Annotated in this window: 20 protein-coding genes; 13 read left to right on the top strand and 7 right to left on the bottom strand. The window is 56.3% G+C overall.

Going from position 1 to position 21,390, the window contains the following annotated elements; translation table 11 throughout:
* Positions 1 to 61: 61 nt before the first annotated feature.
* Positions 62 to 655, top strand: coding sequence for a GDP-mannose pyrophosphatase NudK (gene nudK, locus ACQG2G_RS15645; RefSeq protein ID WP_013098216.1), 594 nt, complete (start codon positions 62 to 64; stop codon positions 653 to 655).
* Between the two features lie 105 nt (positions 656 to 760).
* On the top strand, positions 761 to 1,804 hold the full coding sequence (locus ACQG2G_RS15640) for a DUF1176 domain-containing protein (RefSeq protein ID WP_426769280.1): 1,044 nt from the start codon (positions 761 to 763) through the stop codon (positions 1,802 to 1,804).
* A gap of 42 nt (positions 1,805 to 1,846) precedes the next feature.
* On the opposite strand, the gene tkt is transcribed toward ACQG2G_RS15640, so the two are convergent.
* Positions 1,847 to 3,835, bottom strand: coding sequence for a transketolase (gene tkt / locus ACQG2G_RS15635; protein WP_061771876.1), 1,989 nt, complete (start codon positions 3,833 to 3,835; stop codon positions 1,847 to 1,849).
* 19 nt (positions 3,836 to 3,854) lie between these two features.
* The gene (gene tal, locus ACQG2G_RS15630) at positions 3,855 to 4,805 is read right to left on the bottom strand and encodes a transaldolase (RefSeq protein WP_013098213.1); all 951 of its coding nucleotides are present in this window, start codon (positions 4,803 to 4,805) and stop codon (positions 3,855 to 3,857) included.
* 246 nt (positions 4,806 to 5,051) lie between these two features.
* Between tal and maeB the strand changes: the two genes are divergently transcribed.
* Positions 5,052 to 7,331 (top strand): NADP-dependent oxaloacetate-decarboxylating malate dehydrogenase, encoded by a 2,280-nt coding sequence (gene maeB, locus ACQG2G_RS15625; protein WP_061772178.1) that lies wholly within the window; start codon positions 5,052 to 5,054, stop codon positions 7,329 to 7,331.
* A 79-nt stretch (positions 7,332 to 7,410) separates the two neighbouring features.
* Here the strand turns inward: maeB and hemF are convergent, their stop codons facing one another.
* Complete coding sequence (hemF, locus tag ACQG2G_RS15620) at positions 7,411 to 8,310, bottom strand: oxygen-dependent coproporphyrinogen oxidase (RefSeq protein WP_061772179.1); 900 nt, start codon at positions 8,308 to 8,310, stop codon at positions 7,411 to 7,413.
* Positions 8,310 to 9,185 (bottom strand): N-acetylmuramoyl-L-alanine amidase AmiA, encoded by an 876-nt coding sequence (amiA, locus tag ACQG2G_RS15615; protein ID WP_013098210.1) that lies wholly within the window; start codon positions 9,183 to 9,185, stop codon positions 8,310 to 8,312. Before amiA ends, hemF begins: the two co-directional genes overlap by 1 nt.
* A 212-nt stretch (positions 9,186 to 9,397) precedes the next feature.
* Between amiA and ACQG2G_RS15610 the strand changes: the two genes are divergently transcribed.
* The 4 genes from ACQG2G_RS15610 to ACQG2G_RS15595 all read left to right on the top strand — a co-directional run bounded on the left by ACQG2G_RS15610 (position 9,398) and on the right by ACQG2G_RS15595 (position 11,890).
* Positions 9,398 to 9,823, top strand: a complete 426-nt coding sequence (locus tag ACQG2G_RS15610; protein ID WP_014832842.1) for a GNAT family acetyltransferase — start codon at positions 9,398 to 9,400, stop codon at positions 9,821 to 9,823.
* Positions 9,810 to 10,259, top strand: a complete 450-nt coding sequence (locus ACQG2G_RS15605; RefSeq protein ID WP_061772180.1) for a DUF2919 domain-containing protein — start codon at positions 9,810 to 9,812, stop codon at positions 10,257 to 10,259. Before ACQG2G_RS15610 ends, ACQG2G_RS15605 begins: the two co-directional genes overlap by 14 nt.
* 63 nt (positions 10,260 to 10,322) lie before the next feature.
* Positions 10,323 to 10,898 carry an RpoE-regulated lipoprotein gene (locus ACQG2G_RS15600; RefSeq protein ID WP_061772181.1) on the top strand — a complete coding sequence of 192 codons (576 nt, stop codon included), beginning with the start codon at positions 10,323 to 10,325 and terminating at the stop codon, positions 10,896 to 10,898.
* A 92-nt stretch (positions 10,899 to 10,990) separates the two neighbouring features.
* The gene (locus tag ACQG2G_RS15595; RefSeq protein ID WP_013098206.1) at positions 10,991 to 11,890 is read left to right on the top strand and encodes a Dyp-type peroxidase; all 900 of its coding nucleotides are present in this window, start codon (positions 10,991 to 10,993) and stop codon (positions 11,888 to 11,890) included.
* A gap of 78 nt (positions 11,891 to 11,968) precedes the next feature.
* Here the strand turns inward: ACQG2G_RS15595 and ACQG2G_RS15590 are convergent, their stop codons facing one another.
* Entirely contained in the window at positions 11,969 to 13,111 is a 1,143-nt protein-coding gene (locus ACQG2G_RS15590; RefSeq protein ID WP_426722958.1) for an IS481 family transposase, read from the bottom strand.
* Positions 13,112 to 13,351: 240 nt separating this feature from the next.
* Between ACQG2G_RS15590 and cysP the strand changes: the two genes are divergently transcribed.
* The 6 genes from cysP to pdxK all read left to right on the top strand — a co-directional run bounded on the left by cysP (position 13,352) and on the right by pdxK (position 19,029).
* Positions 13,352 to 14,365 (top strand): thiosulfate/sulfate ABC transporter substrate-binding protein CysP, encoded by a 1,014-nt coding sequence (gene cysP, locus ACQG2G_RS15585; RefSeq protein WP_045293418.1) that lies wholly within the window; start codon positions 13,352 to 13,354, stop codon positions 14,363 to 14,365.
* Complete coding sequence (gene cysT / locus ACQG2G_RS15580) at positions 14,365 to 15,198, top strand: sulfate/thiosulfate ABC transporter permease CysT (RefSeq protein WP_013098204.1); 834 nt, start codon at positions 14,365 to 14,367, stop codon at positions 15,196 to 15,198. The genes cysP and cysT overlap by 1 nt, the downstream gene beginning before the upstream one ends.
* Positions 15,198 to 16,073 carry a sulfate/thiosulfate ABC transporter permease CysW gene (cysW, locus tag ACQG2G_RS15575; protein WP_013098203.1) on the top strand — a complete coding sequence of 292 codons (876 nt, stop codon included), beginning with the start codon at positions 15,198 to 15,200 and terminating at the stop codon, positions 16,071 to 16,073. The genes cysT and cysW overlap by 1 nt, the downstream gene beginning before the upstream one ends.
* A complete protein-coding gene (gene cysA / locus ACQG2G_RS15570) occupies positions 16,063 to 17,157 on the top strand; it encodes a sulfate/thiosulfate ABC transporter ATP-binding protein CysA (RefSeq protein ID WP_013098202.1) in 1,095 nt (364 codons plus the stop codon). Before cysW ends, cysA begins: the two co-directional genes overlap by 11 nt.
* 118 nt (positions 17,158 to 17,275) lie before the next feature.
* A complete protein-coding gene (cysM, locus tag ACQG2G_RS15565) occupies positions 17,276 to 18,187 on the top strand; it encodes a cysteine synthase CysM (protein WP_013098201.1) in 912 nt (303 codons plus the stop codon).
* A 5-nt stretch (positions 18,188 to 18,192) separates the two neighbouring features.
* On the top strand, positions 18,193 to 19,029 hold the full coding sequence (pdxK, locus tag ACQG2G_RS15560) for a pyridoxine/pyridoxal/pyridoxamine kinase (protein ID WP_038420313.1): 837 nt from the start codon (positions 18,193 to 18,195) through the stop codon (positions 19,027 to 19,029).
* Between the two features lie 44 nt (positions 19,030 to 19,073).
* Here pdxK and crr read toward each other — a convergent pair whose 3' ends face one another.
* Positions 19,074 to 19,583, bottom strand: a complete 510-nt coding sequence (gene crr / locus ACQG2G_RS15555) for a PTS glucose transporter subunit IIA (RefSeq protein ID WP_003861316.1) — start codon at positions 19,581 to 19,583, stop codon at positions 19,074 to 19,076.
* A gap of 40 nt (positions 19,584 to 19,623) precedes the next feature.
* Complete coding sequence (gene ptsI, locus ACQG2G_RS15550; protein WP_013098199.1) at positions 19,624 to 21,351, bottom strand: phosphoenolpyruvate-protein phosphotransferase PtsI; 1,728 nt, start codon at positions 21,349 to 21,351, stop codon at positions 19,624 to 19,626.
* Positions 21,352 to 21,390 lie beyond the last annotated feature (39 nt).

Raw genomic sequence — 21,390 nt, 5'->3', positions numbered from 1 at the left:
TGGGCGACAAAGCGGGGTTCACGGCGTAATATAGGCAGACTCATTGTGTCGTGGAGCCCGTATGACCCTGAAAATTGACGTTATCAAAGACAAAATCCTTTCTGATAATTACTTTGTCCTGCGTAACATCACCTATGATTTAACGCGTAATAACGGGGACGTGATCCGCCACAAACGTGAGGTTTACGACCGCGGCAATGGGGCAACCATTCTGCTTTATAACCGTGAAAAGCAGAGCGTGGTGCTGATCCGCCAGTTCAGGGTGGCGACGTGGGTCAATGGCAATCCGGACGGACGGCTGATTGAAACCTGCGCAGGTCTACTGGATGACGATGAGCCGGAAGTGTGTATCCGCAAAGAAGCCATCGAGGAGACAGGCTTTGAAGTGGGTGAGGTGAAAAAAGTTTTCGAACTGTTTATGTCACCCGGCGGCGTGACGGAAATCGTCCATTTCTTTATTGCCGAATACAGCGATGCGCATCGTATCCATCAGGGCGGTGGGGTGGAAGATGAAGATATCGAGGTGCTGGAGATACCGTTTGTCCAGGCGCTGGAGATGATCCGTACCGGGGAAATTAAAGATGGTAAGGCTGTAATATTACTGCAGTATTTACAAACAACCGGGCTGATGGATCCCTCTTTCGAACGGATGTAGTTTGTTTTTCGGATAAATCTATCCGATAAATCCGATTGAGCAACCCCGGCGGGAACACGAAGATACTGCCCAGTTAAGCGTTTTCGTTCCGGGATTGTGCCATTCATGCGCTACTGCGTTTTTATTTTTTTCCTGATTTGTGTGCTCCCCGCACCGCGGGTGTGGGCTGCGCCTGCACAGCAATCATTCTCAGACTGGCAGGTGACCTGCAATAACCAGAATTTTTGCCTGGCACGCAACACCGGTGAACACCGTGGTCTGGTGATGACGCTTAGCCGCAGCGCTGGCGCGAAAACCGATGCCTCGTTACGTATCGATCTCGGCGGTCTTTCAGACCCGTCTGTCAAAGAGCCTGCAATTGCGCCGCGCCTGCTGCTTGATGGGGTGCCCGTGACGCTGGAGCGTCAGCACTGGCAGTTAACGCCATGGCATCTGAAAACGGACGATGCTGCGACCATCACTGCATTTCTTAAGCATATCCAGGAAGGGAAAGCGCTAACCCTGCGTGATGGCAAGCAGGCGATCTCCCTCAGTGGCCTGAAAGCGGCGCTGTTGTTTATCGATGCGCAGCAAAAGCGCGTCGGCAGTGAAACCGCCTGGATTAAAAAAGGTGACGATCCGCCGTTAAGCGTGCCGCCCGCACCGGCCCTGAAAAAGGTGACGGTTGTGAATCCCACCCCGACACCGCTCTCCCACAGCGAACTGAACGATCTGCTGGATTATGGTACCTGGCGGATGAATAACAGCCAGTGCTCGCTCGACCCCAACCGTCGGGAAGTGCGCGTCACTGCGCTTACCGATGACAAAGCGCTGCTGATCGTCAGTTGCGAAGCGGGGGCGTATAACACCGTCGATCTGGCCTGGCTGGTATCACGTAAAAAACCGTTTTCTTCCCGTAGCGTCAGGCTGCGTCTGCCGTTTACGCCGTCCAGCGGCAGCAGTGAAATGGAGTTAATGAACGCTCGCTTTGATGAGAAAACGCGTGAGTTGACCACCCTGGCGTTAGGGCGGGGGATTGCCGACTGCGGTATCCAGACGCGCTGGCGCTTTGACGGCCAGCGCTTCCGTCTGGTGCGTTATGCCGAGGAGCCCAGCTGCGATAACTGGAATGGGCCAGATGCCTGGCCCACGTTGTGGATCACACGCTAGTTTTGCCGGGTAAGCGTAGCGTCACCGGGCACGCAGGCCCCACTAAAGCACGCTTAACGCCTTCTCAACGACGTTCTCAACGGTAAAACCGAAATACGGGAACAGCTTGTCGGCCGGCGCCGATTCACCGTATCCCCGCATGCCGACAATGGCCCCTTTCAGCCCGACATATTTGTACCAGTAGTCGGCAATGCCCGCCTCAACCGCCACGCGGGCCGTCACGCTGGATGGCAGGACCGATTCACGATATGCCTCATCCTGCGCGTCAAAGATGTCGGTTGAAGGCAGGGAAACCACGCGCACCGCGTGACCTTCGGCAGTCAGCTTCTCCGCCGCTTTGACGGTAATCTCCACCTCGGAACCGGTGGCAATCAGGATCACATCCGGCTTGCCGCCGCTGTCCTTCAGAATGTAACCGCCGCGGGCAATGTCTTTCACCTGCTCCGGCGTGCGCTCAATCTGCGCCAGGTTCTGACGTGACAGGATCAGCGCCGTCGGTCCGTTATGGCGCTCTACTGCCAGCTTCCAGCCCACCGCGGCCTCGACCTGATCGCACGGACGCCAGGTGCTGAAGTTTGGCGTCAGGCGCAGGCTCGCCAGCTGTTCAACGGCCTGGTGGGTTGGCCCGTCTTCCCCAAGCCCGATGGAGTCATGGGTGTAAACCATAATCTGCCGCGCTTTCATCAGAGCCGCCATGCGTGCGGCGTTACGGGCGTATTCCACAAACATCAGGAAGGTGGCGGTGTAGGGGACAAATCCCCCGTGATGAGCGATACCGTTGGCAATGGCGGTCATGCCGAACTCGCGTACGCCATAGTGAATATAGTTTCCGCCGATATCCTCTTTCAGCGATGTCGAGCCAGACCAGATGGTCAGGTTGCTGGGGGCCAGATCCGCCGAGCCGCCCAGCAGTTCAGGCAGGATTGGGCCAATCGCATTCAGGGTGTTTTGCGATGCCTTACGGGTGGCGATTTTGGCCGGGTTAGATTGCAGGTTTTCAATCAGCGCCTGCGTTTTCTCTTCCCAGTCCTCCGGTAGCCCTCCGCTCATGCGGCGGGTGAATTCGGCCGCCAGCTCCGGGTAGGCCTTTTTGTAGGCGGCAAATTTCTCGTTCCAGGCGTGCTGGGCCTTTTCACCCTCTTCACGGGCATCCCATGCGCGGTAAATCTCTTTCGGAATTTCGAACGGCGGATATTTCCATCCCAGTTTCTGCCGGGTCAGCGCCACTTCCTCATCACCCAGCGCCGCACCGTGCGCCTCTTCTTTACCTGCTTTATTCGGCGAACCAAAGCCGATAACCGTGCGGCAGATAATCAGCGACGGTTTGTCCTTCACGCTTTGCGCTTCCTGAATTGCTTTTTTCACCGCCTCGGGATCGTGGCCGTCAATTTCATGCACCACATGCCAGTGGTAGGCTTCAAACCGTTTTGCCGTGTCGTCGGTAAACCAGCCCTCGGTTTCCCCGTCTATGGAGATGCCGTTGTGGTCATAGAAGCCAATCAGCTTGCCCAGCCCCAGCGTGCCCGCGAGCGAACAGACCTCATGGGAGATCCCCTCCATCAGACAGCCGTCACCCATAAAGACGTAAGTGTAGTGATCGACGATGTCATGCCCCGGCTGGTTAAACTGCGCACCCAGCGTGCGTTCCGCGATGGCCAGCCCAACGGCGTTGGCTAAACCCTGTCCCAGCGGCCCGGTGGTGGTTTCCACCCCTGGCGTATAGCCAATCTCCGGGTGGCCGGGGGTTTTCGAATGCAGCTGGCGGAAGTTTTTCAGCTCTTCGAGCGGCAGATCGTAGCCGGACAAATGCAGCAGGCTGTAGAGCAGCATCGACGCGTGGCCGTTAGAGAGAATAAAACGGTCGCGATCGTACCAGGTGGGGTCGTTAGGGTTGTGCTTCAGGAAGTCATTCCACAACACTTCGGCAATATCTGCCATGCCCATTGGTGCGCCAGGGTGGCCGGAATTGGCTTTTTGCACGGCATCCATGCTAAGGGCGCGAATGGCATTGGCTAACTCTTTACGGGACATAGTTCACTCCGTGGCAAGGTTAAAGTTTGGCGGCGAGAAGATCTTCAAGTTTGCGCTGGTCGACGGCGAACTGGCGGATGCCGTCCGCCAGTTTTTCCACGGCCATTGGGTCCTGATTGTGCTCCCAGCGGAATTCCGCTTCGGTCATGGCTTTCGGTTTGGGCAGTACGGTGGAGGTCGGCACCAGTTTACGGATTACCGTCTCTTCTTTGTCCTGCAGCTTTTTCAGCAGGTCAGGGGAGATGGTCAGGCGGTCACACCCTGCCAGCGCCAGGATCTGCTCGGTGCGGCGGAAGCTGGCCCCCATTACGATGGTCTCGTAGCGGTGCTGCTTGTAATAGTCGTAGATATTACGTACCGACTTCACGCCCGGGTCTTCCTCCACCACGTACGGATCCATCGGCTGTTTTGCCTGATACCAGTCGTAGATGCGCCCGACGAATGGTGAGATCAGGAATACGCCCGCTTCGGCACAGGCGCGCGCCTGTGCAAACGAGAACAGCAGCGTCAGGTTGCAGTGGATCCCCTCTTTTTCCAGCACTTCCGCCGCGCGGATGCCTTCCCAGGTGGAGGCGAGCTTAATCAGAATGCGTGATTTGTCGATCCCCTGCTCCTGGTAGAGTTCGACGAGGCGGCGGGCTTTATTGATGCTCTTCTCTTTATCGAAAGAGAGGCGGGCGTCGACTTCGGTGGAGACGCGCCCCGGGATGCTTTTCAGAATTTCCGCACCGAAATTAACCGCCAGCTTGTCACTGGCTTCGGCAACCTGTTGTTCCTGGGTTTTGCCGCGCTGTTTGCCATAGGCAATGGCGTCATCAATCAGATGACTAAAATGGGAAAGCCCTGCCGCTTTGAGCAGCAGCGACGGGTTGGTGGTTGCGTCTTCAGGCTGGTAGTGCCGAATCGACTCGATATCGCCGCTGTCTGCAACCACGGTCGTGAATTGTTTGATGCCGTCAAGTTGGTTCATAAGTCATGACTCCTTGAAAATAAAAGCGTTAGACGAGTGCGTTAGTTCACACTTCTGGAAAAATCATGATGGACTTAACAAAAAAGCATAGCAGACGGGGGAGGCATTGCTTTTGAGACGGGTAACATGGCTGTTATAAATTGATAACAATTTTTAATGTGTGATGGTGAGAGTTTGGCAGCCTTCAAAGTTTATGCCGCAGCCTGCGGCGATACTATCTGACCGATACGTAAAAGGAATAACAAGATGGACGATCAGTTAAAACAGAGTGCCCTCGATTTTCACGAGTTTCCTGTCCCGGGTAAAATTCAGGTCTCCCCGACAAAACCGCTGGCAACCCAGCGCGACCTGGCGCTGGCCTACTCGCCGGGCGTGGCGGCACCGTGTCTCGAAATTGAAAAAGATCCGCTGGCCGCTTACAAATATACCGCGCGCGGCAACCTGGTCGCCGTGATCTCTAACGGTACGGCGGTGCTGGGCCTGGGCAACATTGGTGCGCTGGCCGGTAAGCCTGTGATGGAAGGGAAGGGCGTTCTGTTCAAGAAATTCGCCGGTATCGACGTGTTTGATATCGAAGTGGACGAACATGATCCCGATAAATTCATCAACGTCGTGGCGGCGCTGGAGCCGACCTTTGGCGGTATTAACCTCGAAGACATCAAAGCGCCGGAATGTTTCTACATTGAGCAGAAACTGCGTGAACGTATGAACATTCCCGTGTTCCATGATGACCAGCACGGGACGGCAATTATCAGCACCGCCGCCATTCTTAACGGCCTGCGCGTGGTGGAGAAAAATCTCTCTGACGTGCGCATGGTAGTCTCCGGCGCGGGTGCGGCGGCCATTGCCTGTATGAACCTGCTGGTGGCGCTCGGGATGCAGAAACACAACATTGTGGTCTGCGACTCCAAAGGCGTGATCTATAAAGACCGCGAGCCTAACATGGCGGAAACCAAAGCGGCCTACGCGGTGGACGACGACGGCAAGCGTACGCTTGAGGATGTCATTGAAGGCGCGGATATCTTCCTGGGCTGTTCAGGCCCGAAAGTGCTGACCCAGGAGATGGTGAAGAAGATGGCGCGTGCGCCAATGATTCTGGCGCTGGCGAACCCCGAGCCGGAAATCCTGCCGCCGCTGGCGAAAGCGGTGCGTGAAGATGCCATCATCTGTACCGGTCGCTCCGACTACCCGAACCAGGTGAACAACGTGCTCTGCTTCCCGTTCATCTTCCGTGGGGCGCTGGACGTAGGCGCGACGGCCATTAACGAAGAGATGAAGCTCGCGGCGGTGCACGCCATTGCGGAACTGGCACACGCCGAGCAGAGCGAAGTGGTCGCTTCAGCCTATGGCGATCAGGATCTGAGCTTTGGCCCGGACTACATCATTCCAAAACCGTTCGACCCGCGTCTGATTGTCAAAATCGCGCCAGCGGTTGCGAAAGCGGCGATGGACTCTGGCGTGGCGACGCGCCCGATAACCGATTTCGATGCTTACGTGGATAAGCTCACCGAGTTTGTCTACAAAACTAACCTGTTTATGAAGCCGATTTTCTCTCAGGCTCGTGCCGACGCGAAGCGGGTGGTGCTGGCGGAAGGGGAAGAGGCGCGCGTGCTCCATGCCACGCAGGAGCTGATCACCTTAGGGCTGGCGAAGCCGATCCTGATTGGCCGCCCGAGCGTTATCGAGATGCGTATCCAGAAGCTGGGCCTGCAGATCAAACCGGGCGTTGATTTTGAGATAGTTAACAACGAATCCGACCCGCGCTTTAAAGAGTACTGGAGCGAATACTATGCGATCATGAAACGTCGCGGGATCACTCAGGAGCAGGCGCAGCGGGCGGTGATCAGCAACACCACGGTGATTGGCGCAATCATGGTTCATCGCGGCGAGGCGGATGCGCTAATCTGCGGCACCATCGGTGATTACCACGAGCATTTCAGCGTGGTGCAGGAGATCTTCGGCTATCGCGACGGGGTGCACACGGCCGGTGCGATGAACGCGCTGCTGCTGCCAAGCGGTAACACCTTTATCGCCGATACCTACGTCAACGACGATCCAACTCCGGACGAGCTGGCGGAGATCACCGTGATGGCGGCTGAAACCGTGCGTCGCTTTGGTATCGAACCGAAGGTGGCGCTGCTGTCGCACTCTAACTTCGGCTCCTCTAAATCTGCGGCGGCCTGCAAAATGCGACAGACGCTGGAGCTGGTTCGCGAGCGCGCACCGGAGCTGATGATTGACGGTGAGATGCACGGCGACGCCGCGCTGGTGGAGAGCATCCGCAATGAACGTATGCCAGACAGCCCGCTGAAAGGCTCAGCGAATATCCTGATTATGCCAAACGTGGAAGCGGCGCGTATCAGCTACAACCTGCTGCGCGTCTCGAGCTCTGAAGGGGTGACCGTGGGGCCGGTGCTGATGGGTGTGGCAAAACCGGTGCATGTGTTAACGCCAATTGCGTCTGTACGCCGTATCGTGAATATGGTGGCGCTGGCGGTGGTTGAGGCGCAGACGCAGCCGCTGTAAGCGCGTGGTGTCGGGTGGCGCGTTCGCTTACCCGACCTACGGGTTGACCAGGACGGATAAGCGCAGCGCCATCCGGCAGTTAAACCCAGTCCCGAACCTTAATAAACTCACTCAGGGCAGCCTCCGGGCTGCCTTCTTTTGGCGCGTAGCAGTACTCCCAGCGCACCAGCGGCGGCATTGACATCAGAATCGACTCCGTGCGCCCGCCGGTTTGCAGGCCAAACAGCGTCCCGCGATCCCATACCAGGTTAAACTCCACGTAGCGCCCGCGACGGTAAAGCTGGAACTCGCGTTCGCGCACGCCGTAGTCGGTGTTTTTACGCCGTTCAACAATGGGCAGATAAGCGTCGGTATAGCCTTCGCCCACCGTACGCATAAAGCTGAACGCGGTATCAAAATCAGGCGTGTTCAGATCGTCAAAGAACAGCCCGCCAATGCCGCGCTGTTCGTCGCGGTGTTTGAGGTAAAAGTAGTCGTCGCACCACTTTTTGTATTTCGGGTAAACGTCTTCGCCAAACGGCAGGCAGAGATCGCGTGCGGTCGTATGCCAGTGCACGGCATCCTCTTCAAAGCCGTAGTAGGGGGTCATGTCGAAACCGCCCCCAAACCACCAGACCGGATCGGCCCCCGGTTTTTCCGCAATGAAAAAACGCACGTTGGCGTGGCTGGTTGGCACAAACGGGTTGTGCGGGTGTACCACCAGCGAAACGCCCATCGCCTGGAAGCTGCGGCCCGCCAGTTCAGGACGATGCGCCGTTGCAGAAGCGGGCATGGCTTCCCCGTAAACGTGGGAAAAATTGACGCCTGCCTGTTCAAAGATCCCGCCGTTTCGCAACACACGGCTACGCCCGCCGCCGCCGGCCTCGCGCTGCCAGTTATCTTCCTGAAAATTACCGCCGTCTGCAGCGGCCAGTTTCTGGCAAATCTCATCCTGCAACTGCAGCAGGAAGGTTTTTACCCGCTTTGCATTCGGTTTCATTAACGTTTCCTGGAGTGCGCTTTTTGATTATCGAACCAGTTAAAGTAACTGATGATGCCGGAGGCGATGGCATTGGCGATTTTCTGACGAAACGCCGCGGTACCAAGCAGACGCTCTTCTTCCGGGTTAGTGATGAAAGAGGTCTCCACCAGCACGGACGGAATCGACGGTGATTTCAGCACCACAAACGCGGCCTGCTCCGTGCTCTTGCTGTGCAGACGGTGCACCGGCTTAATCCGTTTGAGGATATGCGAGCCCAGCGTCAGACTGTTTTTGATGGTATCGGTCTGCACGAGGTCGAACAGCACCTGCTGTAACAGGTGATCTTTATCGGTGGCCTTCTTCCCGGCGACTTCATCCGCACGGTTTTCACGGTCGGAGAGATATTTCGCCATGGCACTACTGGCGCCGCGATTGGAGAGGGCAAACACCGACGCGCCCGCGGCGGAAGGGTTTGTAAAGCCATCCGCGTGAATGGACATAAAGAGATCGGCACCATGCTTATGGGCAATTTCCACGCGGTCATACAGCGGAATAAAGGTGTCGCCCGTGCGCGTCAGGCGGGCGTCAATGCCGTTGCTGCGTAAAATCGATCGCACATTTTTTGCAATTGCCAGCACGACGTGTTTTTCTTTTGACCCGTTTTTGCCAATGGCGCCGGTATCAATGCCGCCGTGACCCGGGTCGAGCATGACCAGACGCTTCGCGCCTGGTTTTTTGGCTTTGGGTTTGCTGTGTCCGTTACTGGTTTTAAGCGTGCTCTCTTCTTTTGCCTGAGCCTGCTGTGCGATGCCCGTTAACGTTAAGGCCGCCAGCCCCGCTTTGAGAACCTGACGACGCGATGTGAGTGCTTTTAATGGTTTGAATGTGCTCATGCGGCCTGAATAGTAAAAATTGCGGTCCTGGTGTTATATCGTATCGCGTTTAGCGTTACGACAGTCCTTATTGAGAATTGTTTTACTTTTCATTTCAATACGTGACAAAGTGACATTATGCCAAATTTTGGCGAGATTTTCCCCGGTTATTGGCTAAATGCCCTGTTCGCGCCATAATCACTGTTTTTAAACCCGAAAAGGCGGTTAATACCATGGAGATACGCGTTTTTCGCCAGGAAGATTTCGAAGAGGTGATCACCCTTTGGGAGCGCTGCGATTTGCTGCGTCCGTGGAACGATCCAGAAATGGACATTGAGCGTAAGCTGAATCACGACGTCAGTCTGTTTCTGGTGGCGGAAGTGAACGGCGAAGTGGTGGGCACGGTGATGGGCGGTTACGACGGCCATCGCGGCTCTGCTTATTATCTGGGCGTTCACCCGGAATACCGGGGGCGCGGCATTGCCAATGCACTGCTCAATCGTCTTGAGAAAAAACTGATCGCTCGCGGTTGTCCAAAAATTCAGATCATGGTGCGCGAAGATAACGACGTGGTGCTGGGCATGTATGAACGTCTGGGCTATGAACACGCTGACGTGCTGAGCTTAGGTAAACGTCTGATCGAAGATGAAGAGTATTGAGATCCGCCCGGCAGATTACGACGCGCAGGGGCGTGTCAGGCTGCCTTTCTTATTCTGGTGCGTACTGCTGCTGCAGGCCCGCACCTGGGTGCTGTTTGTCATGGCCGCCGCGTCCCGCGGGCAGGGCGATACATTACTGACGCTCTTTTATCCCGATCACGACGCCTTTTGGCTCGGCCTGTTACCGGGCGTACCGGCGGTGGTGACGTTTTTGTGCAGCGGCCGACGACAGGCGATCCCACGGCTTTGGCGTGCGCTTCGCTGGCTGCTGATCCTGGCCCAGATTGCGCTGCTCTGCTGGCAGCCTGTGCTCTGGTGGTACGGTGAACCGCTTACGGGCATCGGCATTGCGCTGGTGGTTGCCGATATCGTGGCGCTGCTGTGGCTGCTGACTAACCCCCGCTTACGCGCCTGTTTTACGCATGAGTCAGATTAACGCGGCACTTTTTGCCGATGCTGCACTCCAACAAGCGTTGATTTAACACGTAAGGACGTTTCAATGAAATCGCTGCGTTTACTTTTATGCGCTCTCCCGCTGGCGTTAACCGGCTGTTCAACGCTCTCCTCCATTAACTGGTCGGCCGCTTATCCGTGGAACTGGTTTGGCTCTTCGCTGGAAGTGACCGAGCAGGGCGTGGGCAACATTACCGACGTGACGGCGCTGGATCAGGACGCGCTTCAGGCGGCCCTGAGCAGCGACTACCGTCTGCGCAGCGGCATGAAAACTGAAAACGGCACTATCGTGCGTTACTTCGAAGCGCTGAAAGGAGACAAACTGGCGCTGGTGATTAACGGCGATAAAGGCACGGTAAACCGTATTGCCGTGCTGGACGATGCCATCCCGACGGCGAGCGGCGTGAAGGTTGGTACGCCGTTTAGCGATCTTTATAAACAGGCTTTCGGCAATTGCGCCAGCGCGCCTTCAGACGATGGCGTGGCGGTGCAATGTAAAGCGCCGGACAGCCAGCACATCAGCTACCTCTTTACCGGAACCTGGAGCGGCCCTGAAGGCTTAATGCCGTCTGACGACACGCTGAAAAACTGGAAAGTGAGCAAAATTATCTGGCAGCAGTAATTTGCGCCTGAACAATCCGTCTCGCTGAAATCCGGGTATAATACCCGCCATCAATGCCACGTTGTCGTGGCATCTTTATTTCAGGAGGAGCGATGTCTCAGGTTCAGAGTGGCATTTTGCCAGAACATTGCCGCGCGGCGATTTGGATTGAAGCCAATGTGAAAGGGGATGTGGATGCCCTGCGTGCGGCCAGCAAAGTCTTTGTGGATAAACTGGCCACCTTCCAGGCCAAATTCCCGGATGCCCATCTGGGCGCTGTGGTGGCCTTTGGCAATAACGTCTGGCGTCAGCTGAGCGGCGGTGAAGGGGCGGAAGAGCTCAAAGACTTTATCCCTTACGGCAAAGGTCTGGCACCGGCAACCCAGTACGACGTGTTGATCCATATTCTCTCTCTGCGCCACGACGTGAACTTCTCCGTTGCTCAGGCGGCGGTAGCGGCGTTTGGTGACAGCATTGACGTTCAGGAAGAAGTCCACGGTTTCCGCTGGGTGGAAGAGCGTGATCTGAGCGGCTTTGTCGACGGGACGGAAAACCCGGCAGGTGAAGAGACGCGCCGTGAAGTGGCGGTCATCAAGGATGGCGTGGACGCCGGCGGCAGCTACGTATTTGTTCAGCGCTGGGAGCATAACCTTAAGCAACTTAACCGCATGAGTGTGCAGGACCAGGAGATGATGATTGGCCGTACCAAAGAGGCCAACGAAGAGATCGACGGCGATGTACGCCCGGTGACCTCTCACCTGAGCCGCGTTGACCTCAAGGAAGACGGTAAAGGGCTGAAGATTGTTCGCCAGAGCCTGCCGTATGGCACCGCAAGCGGAACCCATGGCCTTTATTTCTGCGCCTACTGCGCGCGGCTGTACAATATTGAGCAACAGCTGCTGAGCATGTTCGGCGATACCGACGGCAAGCGTGACGCCATGCTGCGCTTCACCAAACCGGTCACCGGCGGCTACTACTTCGCACCCTCCATTGAGCGCCTGCTGGCGCTGTAATTCCCTTTCTCCCTCTCCCTTTGGGTGTACAGTCCGGGGACATGGTAGACAGGTGTTCGGGGACATGGTGAACACTTTTTAACATCCTTTACCCATGGTGATCGACTTTTTCTTCAGGTCGATCACCCCCACTTTTGTGCTGTACCACCACACCTCGTAGCGGCCGTCTTCCTGCATCTCCTTCAGCCCGACCCGTTCTTCCCTGAATGCCTTGCCTGCGCTCAGACTTACCCCTTTCACGCTCAGCTTTCCGCTGATATCCACTTTCCTGACCATCACGCCCTCGTCATACTCCGGGGGCGTTGTGTTGCCGCTGTACTGCCGTGCAGACGGCTGATACCGCGAGCCCGGTACCGCCATGTCCAGCGCCTCATGCGGGCGTTCAAGGTTATAGACCGTCCTCCAGTGGTCGAAGGCGCGCTGCAGTTCGCCCTCGTTCGCGAACCACTTACCCTGCAGCACCTCTGCCTTCAGGCTGCGATGAAAACGCTCCAGCTTGCCCTGCGTCTGCGGATGATACGGCCGGGAGTGCCCCACCCGGATACCATGGCGCATCAGCCACAGCTCCAGTGCCGTCCAGGTGCCGGTGGTGTCTCCCCACGGGGCGCCGTTGTCCATTGTCATCCGGTCCGGCAGGCCGTAGCGTTCAAACACGCTGACCAGCCGCTGCTGCACGGTCTCACGCCGTTCATCGGTACAGTGCGCCAGGCACAGGGAAAAACGGGAGTGGTCATCCAGCAGGGTGAGCGGATGGCAGCGGCCACCGCCAAAGGGAAAGTGGCCCTTAAAATCCATCTGCCAGAGCTGGTTCGGCGCGTCATGTTCGAACCGCCCCGTGGCGGGAATGCCCGGAGAAGTGCCCGGCAGCAGGCCGTGACGGGCCATCAGGTTATGAACGGTGCTGAAGGCGGGCATACGGTGCCCCTGGTCTTCGAGCCAGCGCTTTATCTTGCGTGCGCCCCAGCGTTCATGGCGGTCATGGGCCATACGCAGCAGGGCAGTGATGTCGTCAGACGAGCGGTTCGGGGAATGGTGCGGTATGCGCGGGTGGTCCTGAAGGCCGGCGGCCCCTTCCTCCCTCCAGCGGCGAAGCCACTTGTAGCCGGTGGCAGGTGAAATGCCGAAGCGACGGCAGAGGGAACGGATGTTCGCCCCGTCCTGCGAGGCGAACAAAACAAACTCAGTACGTAATGACATGGTATCTCTCGCATCCCAGGGCATAAGCGACTCCATAAACGGGTTCTTATGCCTTAGTTGTAAGTGTCTACCATGTCCCCGAACAAGTGTTCACTATGTCCCCGGACCGTACATGGGAGAGGGTTGGGGTGAGGGCAACAGGCCGCACCCTTATTCCCTTTTCTGCTTGTAAATCACCAAACGGTATATAAAACCGTTACTCCTTTCGACCTCGTTATAAATATTATGACAATAAGATAGTCATCACATTTATAAGGGTGCGCAATGGCCGTTACTGTACTGAAAAAAGGATCCCTGGCACTGGCAGGTTTACTGCTGGTGGCACAGGCGCAGGCGACTGAGCTGCTGAACAGTTCATATGACGTCTCCCGCGAGCTGTTTGCCGCCCTTAACCCGCCGTTTGAGCAGCAGTGGGCGAAAGACAATAACGGTGACAAGCTGACCATTAAACAGTCTCACGCCGGTTCGTCCAAACAGGCGCTGGCGATCCTCCAGGGGTTGAAAGCGGACGTGGTGACCTATAACCAGGTGACCGATGTGCAGATCCTGCATGACAAAGGCAAGCTCATCCCGGCCGACTGGCAGAGCCGTTTACCAAACAACAGCTCGCCGTTCTACTCCACCATGGGCTTCCTGGTGCGTAAAGGCAATCCGAAGAATATCCACGACTGGAGCGATCTGGTTCGTTCTGACGTAAAGCTGATTTTCCCGAACCCTAAAACTTCCGGTAATGCGCGTTATACCTGGCTGGCGGCGTGGGGTGCAGCGGACAAAGCAGACGGTAACGATAAAGCCAAAACCGAGCAGTTCATGACCCAGTTCCTGAAAAACGTCGAAGTGTTTGATACCGGCGGTCGCGGAGCAACCACGACTTTCGCAGAACGCGGTCTGGGCGATGTGCTGATTAGCTTTGAATCGGAAGTGAACAACATCCGCAAACAGTATGAAGCGCAGGGCTTTGAAGTCGTTATCCCGAAAACCAACATCCTGGCCGAGTTCCCGGTGGCGTGGGTGGATAAAAACGTGCAGGCAAACGGCACTGAGAAAGCGGCAAAAGCCTATCTCAACTACCTGTACAGCCCACAGGCGCAGACCATCATTACCGATTACTACTATCGCGTGAACAACCCTGACGTGATGAACAAACTGAAAGATAAATTCCCCCAGACCGCGCTGTTCCGCGTGGAGGATCATTTCGGCTCCTGGCCTGAGGTGATGAAAACGCATTTTGCCAGCGGCGGTGAATTAGACAAATTGCTGGCGGCGGGGCGTAAGTAATGTTTGCCCTCTCGACTAAACGCGTGCTGCCGGGGTTTACCTTAAGCCTCGGAACCAGCCTGCTGTTCGTCTGCCTGATTTTGTTGTTGCCGCTCAGCGCGCTGGTGATGCAGCTTGCGCAGATGAGCTGGTCCCAGTACTGGGAAGTGGTCACCAACCCACAGGTCGTTGCGGCCTATAAAGTGACGCTGCTGTCGGCGTTTGTGGCCTCGCTTTTTAACGGCGTGTTTGGCCTGCTGATGGCGTGGATTTTAACCCGCTATCGTTTTCCGGGCCGCACGCTGCTCGACGCGTTAATGGATTTACCATTCGCACTGCCGACGGCCGTTGCCGGTTTAACGCTGGCGTCACTTTTCTCTGTAAACGGTCTGTACGGCGAGTGGCTCGCGAAGTTTGACATCAAAGTGACCTATACCTGGCTCGGTATCGCGGTGGCGATGGCCTTTACCAGTATTCCGTTCGTGGTGCGTACCGTACAGCCGGTGCTGGAAGAGTTAGGCCCGGAATATGAAGAAGCGGCAGAAACGCTGGGGGCTACGCGCTGGCAGAGCTTCCGTAAAGTTGTCCTGCCTGAGCTTTCTCCGGCGCTGATGGCGGGAGTGGCGCTGTCGTTTACCCGTAGCCTCGGCGAGTTCGGTGCGGTCATTTTTATCGCCGGTAATATTGCGTGGAAAACGGAAGTGACGTCGCTGATGATTTTTATCCGTTTGCAGGAGTTTGATTACCCGGCAGCGAGCGCCATTGCCTCGGTCATTCTTGCCGCATCGTTGCTGCTGCTCTACACAATCAACACTCTGCAAAGTCGCTTTGGTCGACGTGTGGTAGGTCACTGATGGCGGAAGTTACTCAATTGAAGCGATACGATGCGCCCCGCATCAACTGGGGTAAATGGTTTTTGATTGGTACGGGCGTGCTGGTTTCTGCTCTCATCCTTGTGGTACCGACAATCTATATTTTCGTGCAGGCGTTCAGCAAAGGGATTATGCCCGCGCTGGAAAACCTGGCGGACCCGGATATGCTGCACGCCATCTGGCTGACGGTGCTGATTGCGCTGATCACCGTGCCGGTCAACCTGGTATTCGGTACGCTGCTGGCCTGGCTGGTGACGCGCTTTACCTTCCCGGGGCGTCAGATGCTGCTGACGCTGCTGGATATCCCGTTCGCCGTCTCACCGGTGGTGGCGGGTCTGGTTTACCTGCTCTTTTACGGCTCTAACGGCCCGCTGGGTGGCTGGCTGGATGAGCACAACCTGCAGGTGATGTTTGCCTGGCCGGGTATGGTGCTGGTGACTATCTTTGTAACCTGTCCGTTTGTGGTACGCGAACTGGTACCGGTGATGTTAAGCCAGGGGAGCAACGAAGACGAAGCGGCTGTGCTGCTGGGCGCGTCAGGCTGGCAGATGTTCCGCCGCGTCACGCTGCCGAATATTCGCTGGGCACTGCTCTATGGGGTGGTGCTGACCAACGCCCGCGCAATCGGCGAGTTTGGGGCGGTGTCGGTTGTATCCGGTTCCATTCGAGGTGAAACCCTGTCGCTGCCGTTACAGATTGAACTGCTACAGCAGGACTATAACACCATCGGCTCCTTTACCGCCGCAGCGTTGCTGACGCTGATGGCTATTTTGACCCTGTTTTTGAAGAGTGTGGTGCAGTGGCGTTTAGAAAATCAGGAAAAACGTCAGCATCAGGAGGGAAATCATGAGCATTGAGATTGCCAATATTAAGAAGTCTTTTGGTCGCACCCAGGTGCTGAATGATATCTCGCTGGATATCCCTTCCGGGCAAATGGTGGCGCTGCTGGGGCCGTCTGGCTCGGGTAAAACCACGCTGCTGCGTATCATCGCCGGTCTTGAACATCAGACCAGCGGACATATCCGTTTTCACGGGACCGACGTGAGCCGCCTGCATGCCCGCGATCGTAAAGTCGGCTTCGTGTTCCAGCATTACGCGCTGTTTCGCCACATGACGGTGTTCGACAACATTGCGTTTGGCCTGACCGTGCTGCCGCGTCGCGAACGCCCGGATGCGGCAACCATCAAAGCGAAGGTGACCAAACTGCTGGAAATGGTGCAGCTGGCCCACCTGGCTGACCGTTTCCCGGCGCAGCTTTCGGGCGGCCAGAAACAGCGTGTCGCACTGGCGCGCGCGCTGGCCGTGGAGCCACAAATACTGCTGCTTGATGAGCCGTTTGGCGCGCTGGATGCGCAGGTGCGTAAAGAGCTGCGCCGCTGGCTGCGTCAGCTGCATGAAGAGCTGAAATTCACCAGCGTCTTCGTCACCCACGACCAGGAAGAGGCGATGGAAGTCGCGGACCGCGTGGTGGTCATGAGCCAGGGGAACATCGAGCAGGTGGACGAGCCAGAGCAGCTCTGGCGTGAACCTGCCACCCGTTTTGTCCTGGAGTTTATGGGCGAAGTTAACCGTCTGCAGGGCACCGTACGCGGCGGACAATTCCACGTCGGGGCACACCGCTGGCCGCTGGGATACACGCCTGCCCATCAGGGGCCGGTGGATCTGTTTTTGCGCCCGTGGGAAGTGGATGTCAGCCGTCGTACCAGCCTGGATTCACCGCTGCCGGTGCAGGTACTGGAAGCTAGCCCTAAAGGTCACTACACACAAATGGTGGTACAACCGCTGGGCTGGTATACCGAGCCGCTGACGGTGGTGATGCGCGATGAAGAGGCGCCACACCGGGGAGAACGCCTGTTTGTGGGGCTGCAGCATGCCCGTATTTATCACGGTAACCAGCGCATCGAGACGCGCGAGGATATTGCTCTGGCGGAGTCAGCCTGATAGGTTATTAGGATGTTTATCGCCCGGTGGCGCTGCGCTGACCGGGCCTACAGCTAAAACTGCGTCTTGTAGGCCGGGTAAGCGAAGCGCCACCCGGCTTTTTTATTGAGTAAAAATCGTGAATACACTCGAACACACCATTGGCAACACTCCACTGGTCAAGCTTCAGCGCATGGGGCCTGACAACGGCAGCGAAATCTGGGTCAAACTCGAAGGCAATAACCCGGCGGGGTCAGTCAAAGACCGCGCGGCGCTGTCGATGATTGTCCAGGCTGAGAAGCGCGGTGAAATTAAGCCAGGCGACGTGCTCATTGAGGCCACAAGCGGGAATACCGGCATTGCGCTGGCGATGATTGCCGCGCTGAAAGGCTACCGCATGAAGCTGCTGATGCCGGACAACATGAGTCAGGAGCGCCGCGCCGCGATGCGGGCTTACGGTGCTGAACTGATACTGGTGACCAAAGAGCAGGGAATGGAAGGGGCGCGCGACCTGGCGCTGGCGATGGCTGAGCGCGGTGAAGGCAAACTGCTGGATCAGTTCAATAATCCGGATAATCCCTACGCCCACTACACGACCACTGGCCCGGAAATCTGGCAACAAACCGACGGGCGTATCACCCATTTTGTCTCCAGCATGGGCACCACCGGCACCATCACCGGCGTGTCGCGTTTTCTGCGCGAGCAGGAAAAACCGGTCGCCATTGTCGGCCTGCAGCCGGAAGAGGGGAGCAGCATTCCGGGTATTCGTCGCTGGCCTGCGGAATACATGCCGGGCATTTTTAATGCTCAGCTGGTGGATCAGGTGCTGGATATTCATCAGCGCGAGGCGGAAAATACCATGCGCGAGCTGGCGGTACGCGAAGGCATCTTCTGCGGGGTTAGCTCGGGTGGCGCGGTAGCAGGTGCGATGCGTGTGGCGCAGGAAAACCCTGGTGCAGTGGTGGTGGCGATTATCTGCGACCGCGGCGATCGTTATCTGTCTACCGGCGTCTTTGGCGAAGAGAGTTATTCGCAGGGGGCGGGGATTTAAGCGTCATGGAGATGATTTTATTCCGGGATAAGACCCGGGCGCAGCAAACCGATATTGTCGCGGTGCAGTCGCAGGTGGTGTACGGCAGCGTGGGGAACAGCATTGCGGTACCCAATATTCGTACCCACCGGCTTAACGTGACCGCCGTGCCGACGGTGCTGTTCAGCAACACGCCGCACTATGACACCTTTTACGGCGGGGTGATCCCCGATGAGTGGTTCAGCGGCTACCTGAAGGCGCTGGAAGAGCGCGAGATCCTGCGCGAGCTTAAGGCGGTCACCACTGGCTACATGGGCAGCGCCAGCCAGATCGTTCTGCTGGCGCAGTGGCTGAAGGCGATCAAAGTGCAGCACCCGGAGCTGCTGGTGCTGGTTGACCCGGTGATCGGGGATATCGACAGCGGTATGTACGTTAAACCTGATATTCCTGAGGCGTATCGTGAGCATCTGCTGCCGCTGGCGCAGGGCATTACGCCCAACGTATTCGAACTGGAAGTGTTAAGCGGTAAACCGTGCCGCACGCCAGAGAGCGCCATCGCCGCCGCGCAGGGGCTGCTTTCCGATACGCTGAAATGGGTGGCGATAACCAGTGCGCCAGTGGCCGACGACCCGCAGAATATTCACGTCGTGCTGGTGAGTAAAGAGGGCGTTACCGTAAGCGCGCACCCGCGCGTCGAGACCGATCTGAAAGGAACGGGCGATCTGTTCTGTTCAGAACTGGTCAGCGGTATCGTGGGGGGAAAAACCGTTGCTGACGCCATACGCATGGCAGGCGATCGGGTGACTGACGTCATGATCTATACGCAGTCGAAAGGTTACGACGAGCTTATCCTCCCCGCATAAACAAAAATGGCGCCCGAAGGCGCCATTTTTCTGTGCGGCAAGAATTACTTCTTGATGCGGATAACCGGGGTTTCACCCACGGTGACGCTGCCAGACAGTTTGATCAGCTCTTTGATTTCGTCCATGTTGGAGATAACAACCGGCGTCAGGGTAGACTTGGCTTTTTCTTCCAGCAGTGGCAGATCGAATTCAATCACCGGGTCGCCAACTTTAACACGCTGGCCTTCTTCTGCGATACGTTTGAAGCCTTCGCCTTTCAGTTCAACGGTGTCGATACCGAAGTGAACGAACAGTTCGATACCGCTATCAGATTCGATAGAGAACGCATGGTTGGTTTCAAAAATTTTACCGATGGTGCCGTCAACTGGAGCAACCATTTTGTTGCCAGTTGGTTTGATAGCAATGCCATCACCAACGATTTTCTCAGCAAACACTACATCCGGCACGTCTTCGATGTTGACGATCTCGCCGGAGAGCGGAGCAACAATCTCAATAGTTCCGGAGTCTTTCTTATCATCAGAAACCAGAGATTTCAGTTTATCGAACAAACCCATGATCTTCTCCTAAGCAGTAATTTGGGCCGCATCTCGTGGATTAGCAGATTGTTTTTTCTTCAATGAACTTGTTAACCAGCGTCATTAACTCGTCCGTTGTCGGTTGAGCAAGAGCCTGCTCTGCTAACACCTTCGCATCTTCGAAGTTCGTGTTACGGATAATCTTCTTAATGCGCGGGATGGAAATGGCGCTCATAGAGAATTCGTCCAGACCCATACCCAGCAACAGAAGTGTAGCACGTTCGTCGCCTGCAAGCTCACCACACATGCCAGTCCATTTACCTTCTGCATGAGAAGCATCAATAACTTGCTTGATCAAGTTCAGTACGGACGGTGACATTGGCTGGTAGAGATGTGAAATCATATCATTACCACGGTCAACTGCCAGGGTGTACTGCGTTAAATCATTGGTGCCGATACTAAAGAAATCAACTTCTTTGGCTAAATGACGCGCAATGGTCGCGGCTGCTGGTGTTTCCACCATTACGCCGATCTCAATTGACTCGTCAAATGCTTTACCTTCGTCACGCAGTTCCTGTTTGTAAATCTCGATCTCTTTCTTCAGTGCACGCACTTCTTCAACAGAGATGATCATCGGGAACATAATGCGCAGCTTACCGAAAGCAGAGGCACGCAGAATCGCACGCACCTGGTCACGCAGGATCTCTTTACGATCCATGGCGATACGCACTGCACGCCAGCCCAGGAATGGGTTCTCTTCTTTCGGGAAGTTCATATACGGCAGCTCTTTGTCGCCACCGATGTCCATGGTACGGACGATAACGGCCTGAGAGCCACAGGCTTCAGCCACCGCTTTGTACGCCGCAAACTGCTCTTCTTCAGTTGGCAGGGCGTCACGGTCCATGAACAGGAATTCAGTTCGATACAGACCCACACCTTCCGCGCCGTTGCGCTCAGCGCCATCGACGTCGCGTACGGTACCGATGTTAGCGCACACTTCTACCTGATGGCCGTCCAGCGTGATGGCTGGCAGGTCTTTCAGTTTAGCGAGTTCCGCTTTCTCGGTGGCAACCTGCTCCTGAACGGTACGCAGTTGCTCGATCACATCGTTAGTTGGGTTGACGTAAACCACGTTGTTTACGGCATCCAGAATCAGATAGTCGTCGTTTTTCACCTGAGTGGTGACGTTACCGGTACCCACGATGGCAGGCAGTTCCAGAGAACGCGCCATGATTGAGGTGTGGGAGGTACGGCCACCGGCGTCGGTGATGAAACCCAGCACCTTGTTCAGGTTCAGCTGTGCGGTTTCAGACGGGGTCAGGTCAGCGGCAACCAGGATCACTTCGTCCTGAATCGCGCTCAGATCGATGATGGCCAGACCCAGGATGTTGCGCAGCAGGCGCTTACCGATGTCACGTACGTCAGCCGCACGCTCTTTCAGGTATTCATCGTCCAGCTCTTCCAGGGCAGATGCCTGACCTTCGATAACTTCATGCGCAGCCGCGTCGGCCGTCATGCCTTTATCTTTAATCAGGGCTATGATTTCCTGCTCCAGCTCCTCATCTTCGAGCAGCATGATGTGCCCTTCGAAGATAGCTTCTTTTTCTTCACCGAAAGTTTCGCCAGCTTTAGTTTTGATTGCTTCCAGTTGCGCAGATGCCTTGGCACGACCGCTCAGAAAACGTTCAACTTCCTGATCAACCTTGTCGGCAGAAATTTTTTTCCGGTCGATGACGATCTCGTCTTCTTTCAGCAGCAATGCTTTGCCGAAAGCGATACCCGGGGATGCTAAAATGCCTGAAATCATAACCCTACCTTACTTGTGACTGATATTTAAAAGAACCCG

Origin of the sequence: Enterobacter cloacae complex sp. 382A5, assembly GCF_050031095.1 — a bacterium.
Classification (GTDB): Bacteria; Pseudomonadota; Gammaproteobacteria; order Enterobacterales; family Enterobacteriaceae; genus Enterobacter; species Enterobacter cloacae.
The sequence above is the reverse complement of the archived record's forward strand: the minus strand, read 5'-3'. Positions and strand labels throughout refer to the sequence as shown.

Bases quoted from the DNA above. Each gene is read 5' to 3' on its own strand.
- nudK (WP_013098216.1), top strand. From the start codon at position 62: ATGACCCTGAAAATTGACGTTATCAAAGACAAAATCCTTTCTGATAAT.
- ACQG2G_RS15640 (WP_426769280.1), top strand. From the start codon at position 761: ATGCGCTACTGCGTTTTTATTTTTTTCCTGATTTGTGTGCTCCCCGCA.
- tkt (WP_061771876.1), bottom strand. From the start codon at position 3,835: ATGTCCCGTAAAGAGTTAGCCAATGCCATTCGCGCCCTTAGCATGGAT.
- tal (WP_013098213.1), bottom strand. From the start codon at position 4,805: ATGAACCAACTTGACGGCATCAAACAATTCACGACCGTGGTTGCAGAC.
- maeB (WP_061772178.1), top strand. From the start codon at position 5,052: ATGGACGATCAGTTAAAACAGAGTGCCCTCGATTTTCACGAGTTTCCT.
- hemF (WP_061772179.1), bottom strand. From the start codon at position 8,310: ATGAAACCGAATGCAAAGCGGGTAAAAACCTTCCTGCTGCAGTTGCAG.
- amiA (WP_013098210.1), bottom strand. From the start codon at position 9,185: ATGAGCACATTCAAACCATTAAAAGCACTCACATCGCGTCGTCAGGTT.
- ACQG2G_RS15610 (WP_014832842.1), top strand. From the start codon at position 9,398: ATGGAGATACGCGTTTTTCGCCAGGAAGATTTCGAAGAGGTGATCACC.
- ACQG2G_RS15605 (WP_061772180.1), top strand. From the start codon at position 9,810: ATGAAGAGTATTGAGATCCGCCCGGCAGATTACGACGCGCAGGGGCGT.
- ACQG2G_RS15600 (WP_061772181.1), top strand. From the start codon at position 10,323: ATGAAATCGCTGCGTTTACTTTTATGCGCTCTCCCGCTGGCGTTAACC.
- ACQG2G_RS15595 (WP_013098206.1), top strand. From the start codon at position 10,991: ATGTCTCAGGTTCAGAGTGGCATTTTGCCAGAACATTGCCGCGCGGCG.
- ACQG2G_RS15590 (WP_426722958.1), bottom strand. From the start codon at position 13,111: ATGCCCTGGGATGCGAGAGATACCATGTCATTACGTACTGAGTTTGTT.
- cysP (WP_045293418.1), top strand. From the start codon at position 13,352: ATGGCCGTTACTGTACTGAAAAAAGGATCCCTGGCACTGGCAGGTTTA.
- cysT (WP_013098204.1), top strand. From the start codon at position 14,365: ATGTTTGCCCTCTCGACTAAACGCGTGCTGCCGGGGTTTACCTTAAGC.
- cysW (WP_013098203.1), top strand. From the start codon at position 15,198: ATGGCGGAAGTTACTCAATTGAAGCGATACGATGCGCCCCGCATCAAC.
- cysA (WP_013098202.1), top strand. From the start codon at position 16,063: ATGAGCATTGAGATTGCCAATATTAAGAAGTCTTTTGGTCGCACCCAG.
- pdxK (WP_038420313.1), top strand. From the start codon at position 18,193: ATGGAGATGATTTTATTCCGGGATAAGACCCGGGCGCAGCAAACCGAT.
- crr (WP_003861316.1), bottom strand. From the start codon at position 19,583: ATGGGTTTGTTCGATAAACTGAAATCTCTGGTTTCTGATGATAAGAAA.
- ptsI (WP_013098199.1), bottom strand. From the start codon at position 21,351: ATGATTTCAGGCATTTTAGCATCCCCGGGTATCGCTTTCGGCAAAGCA.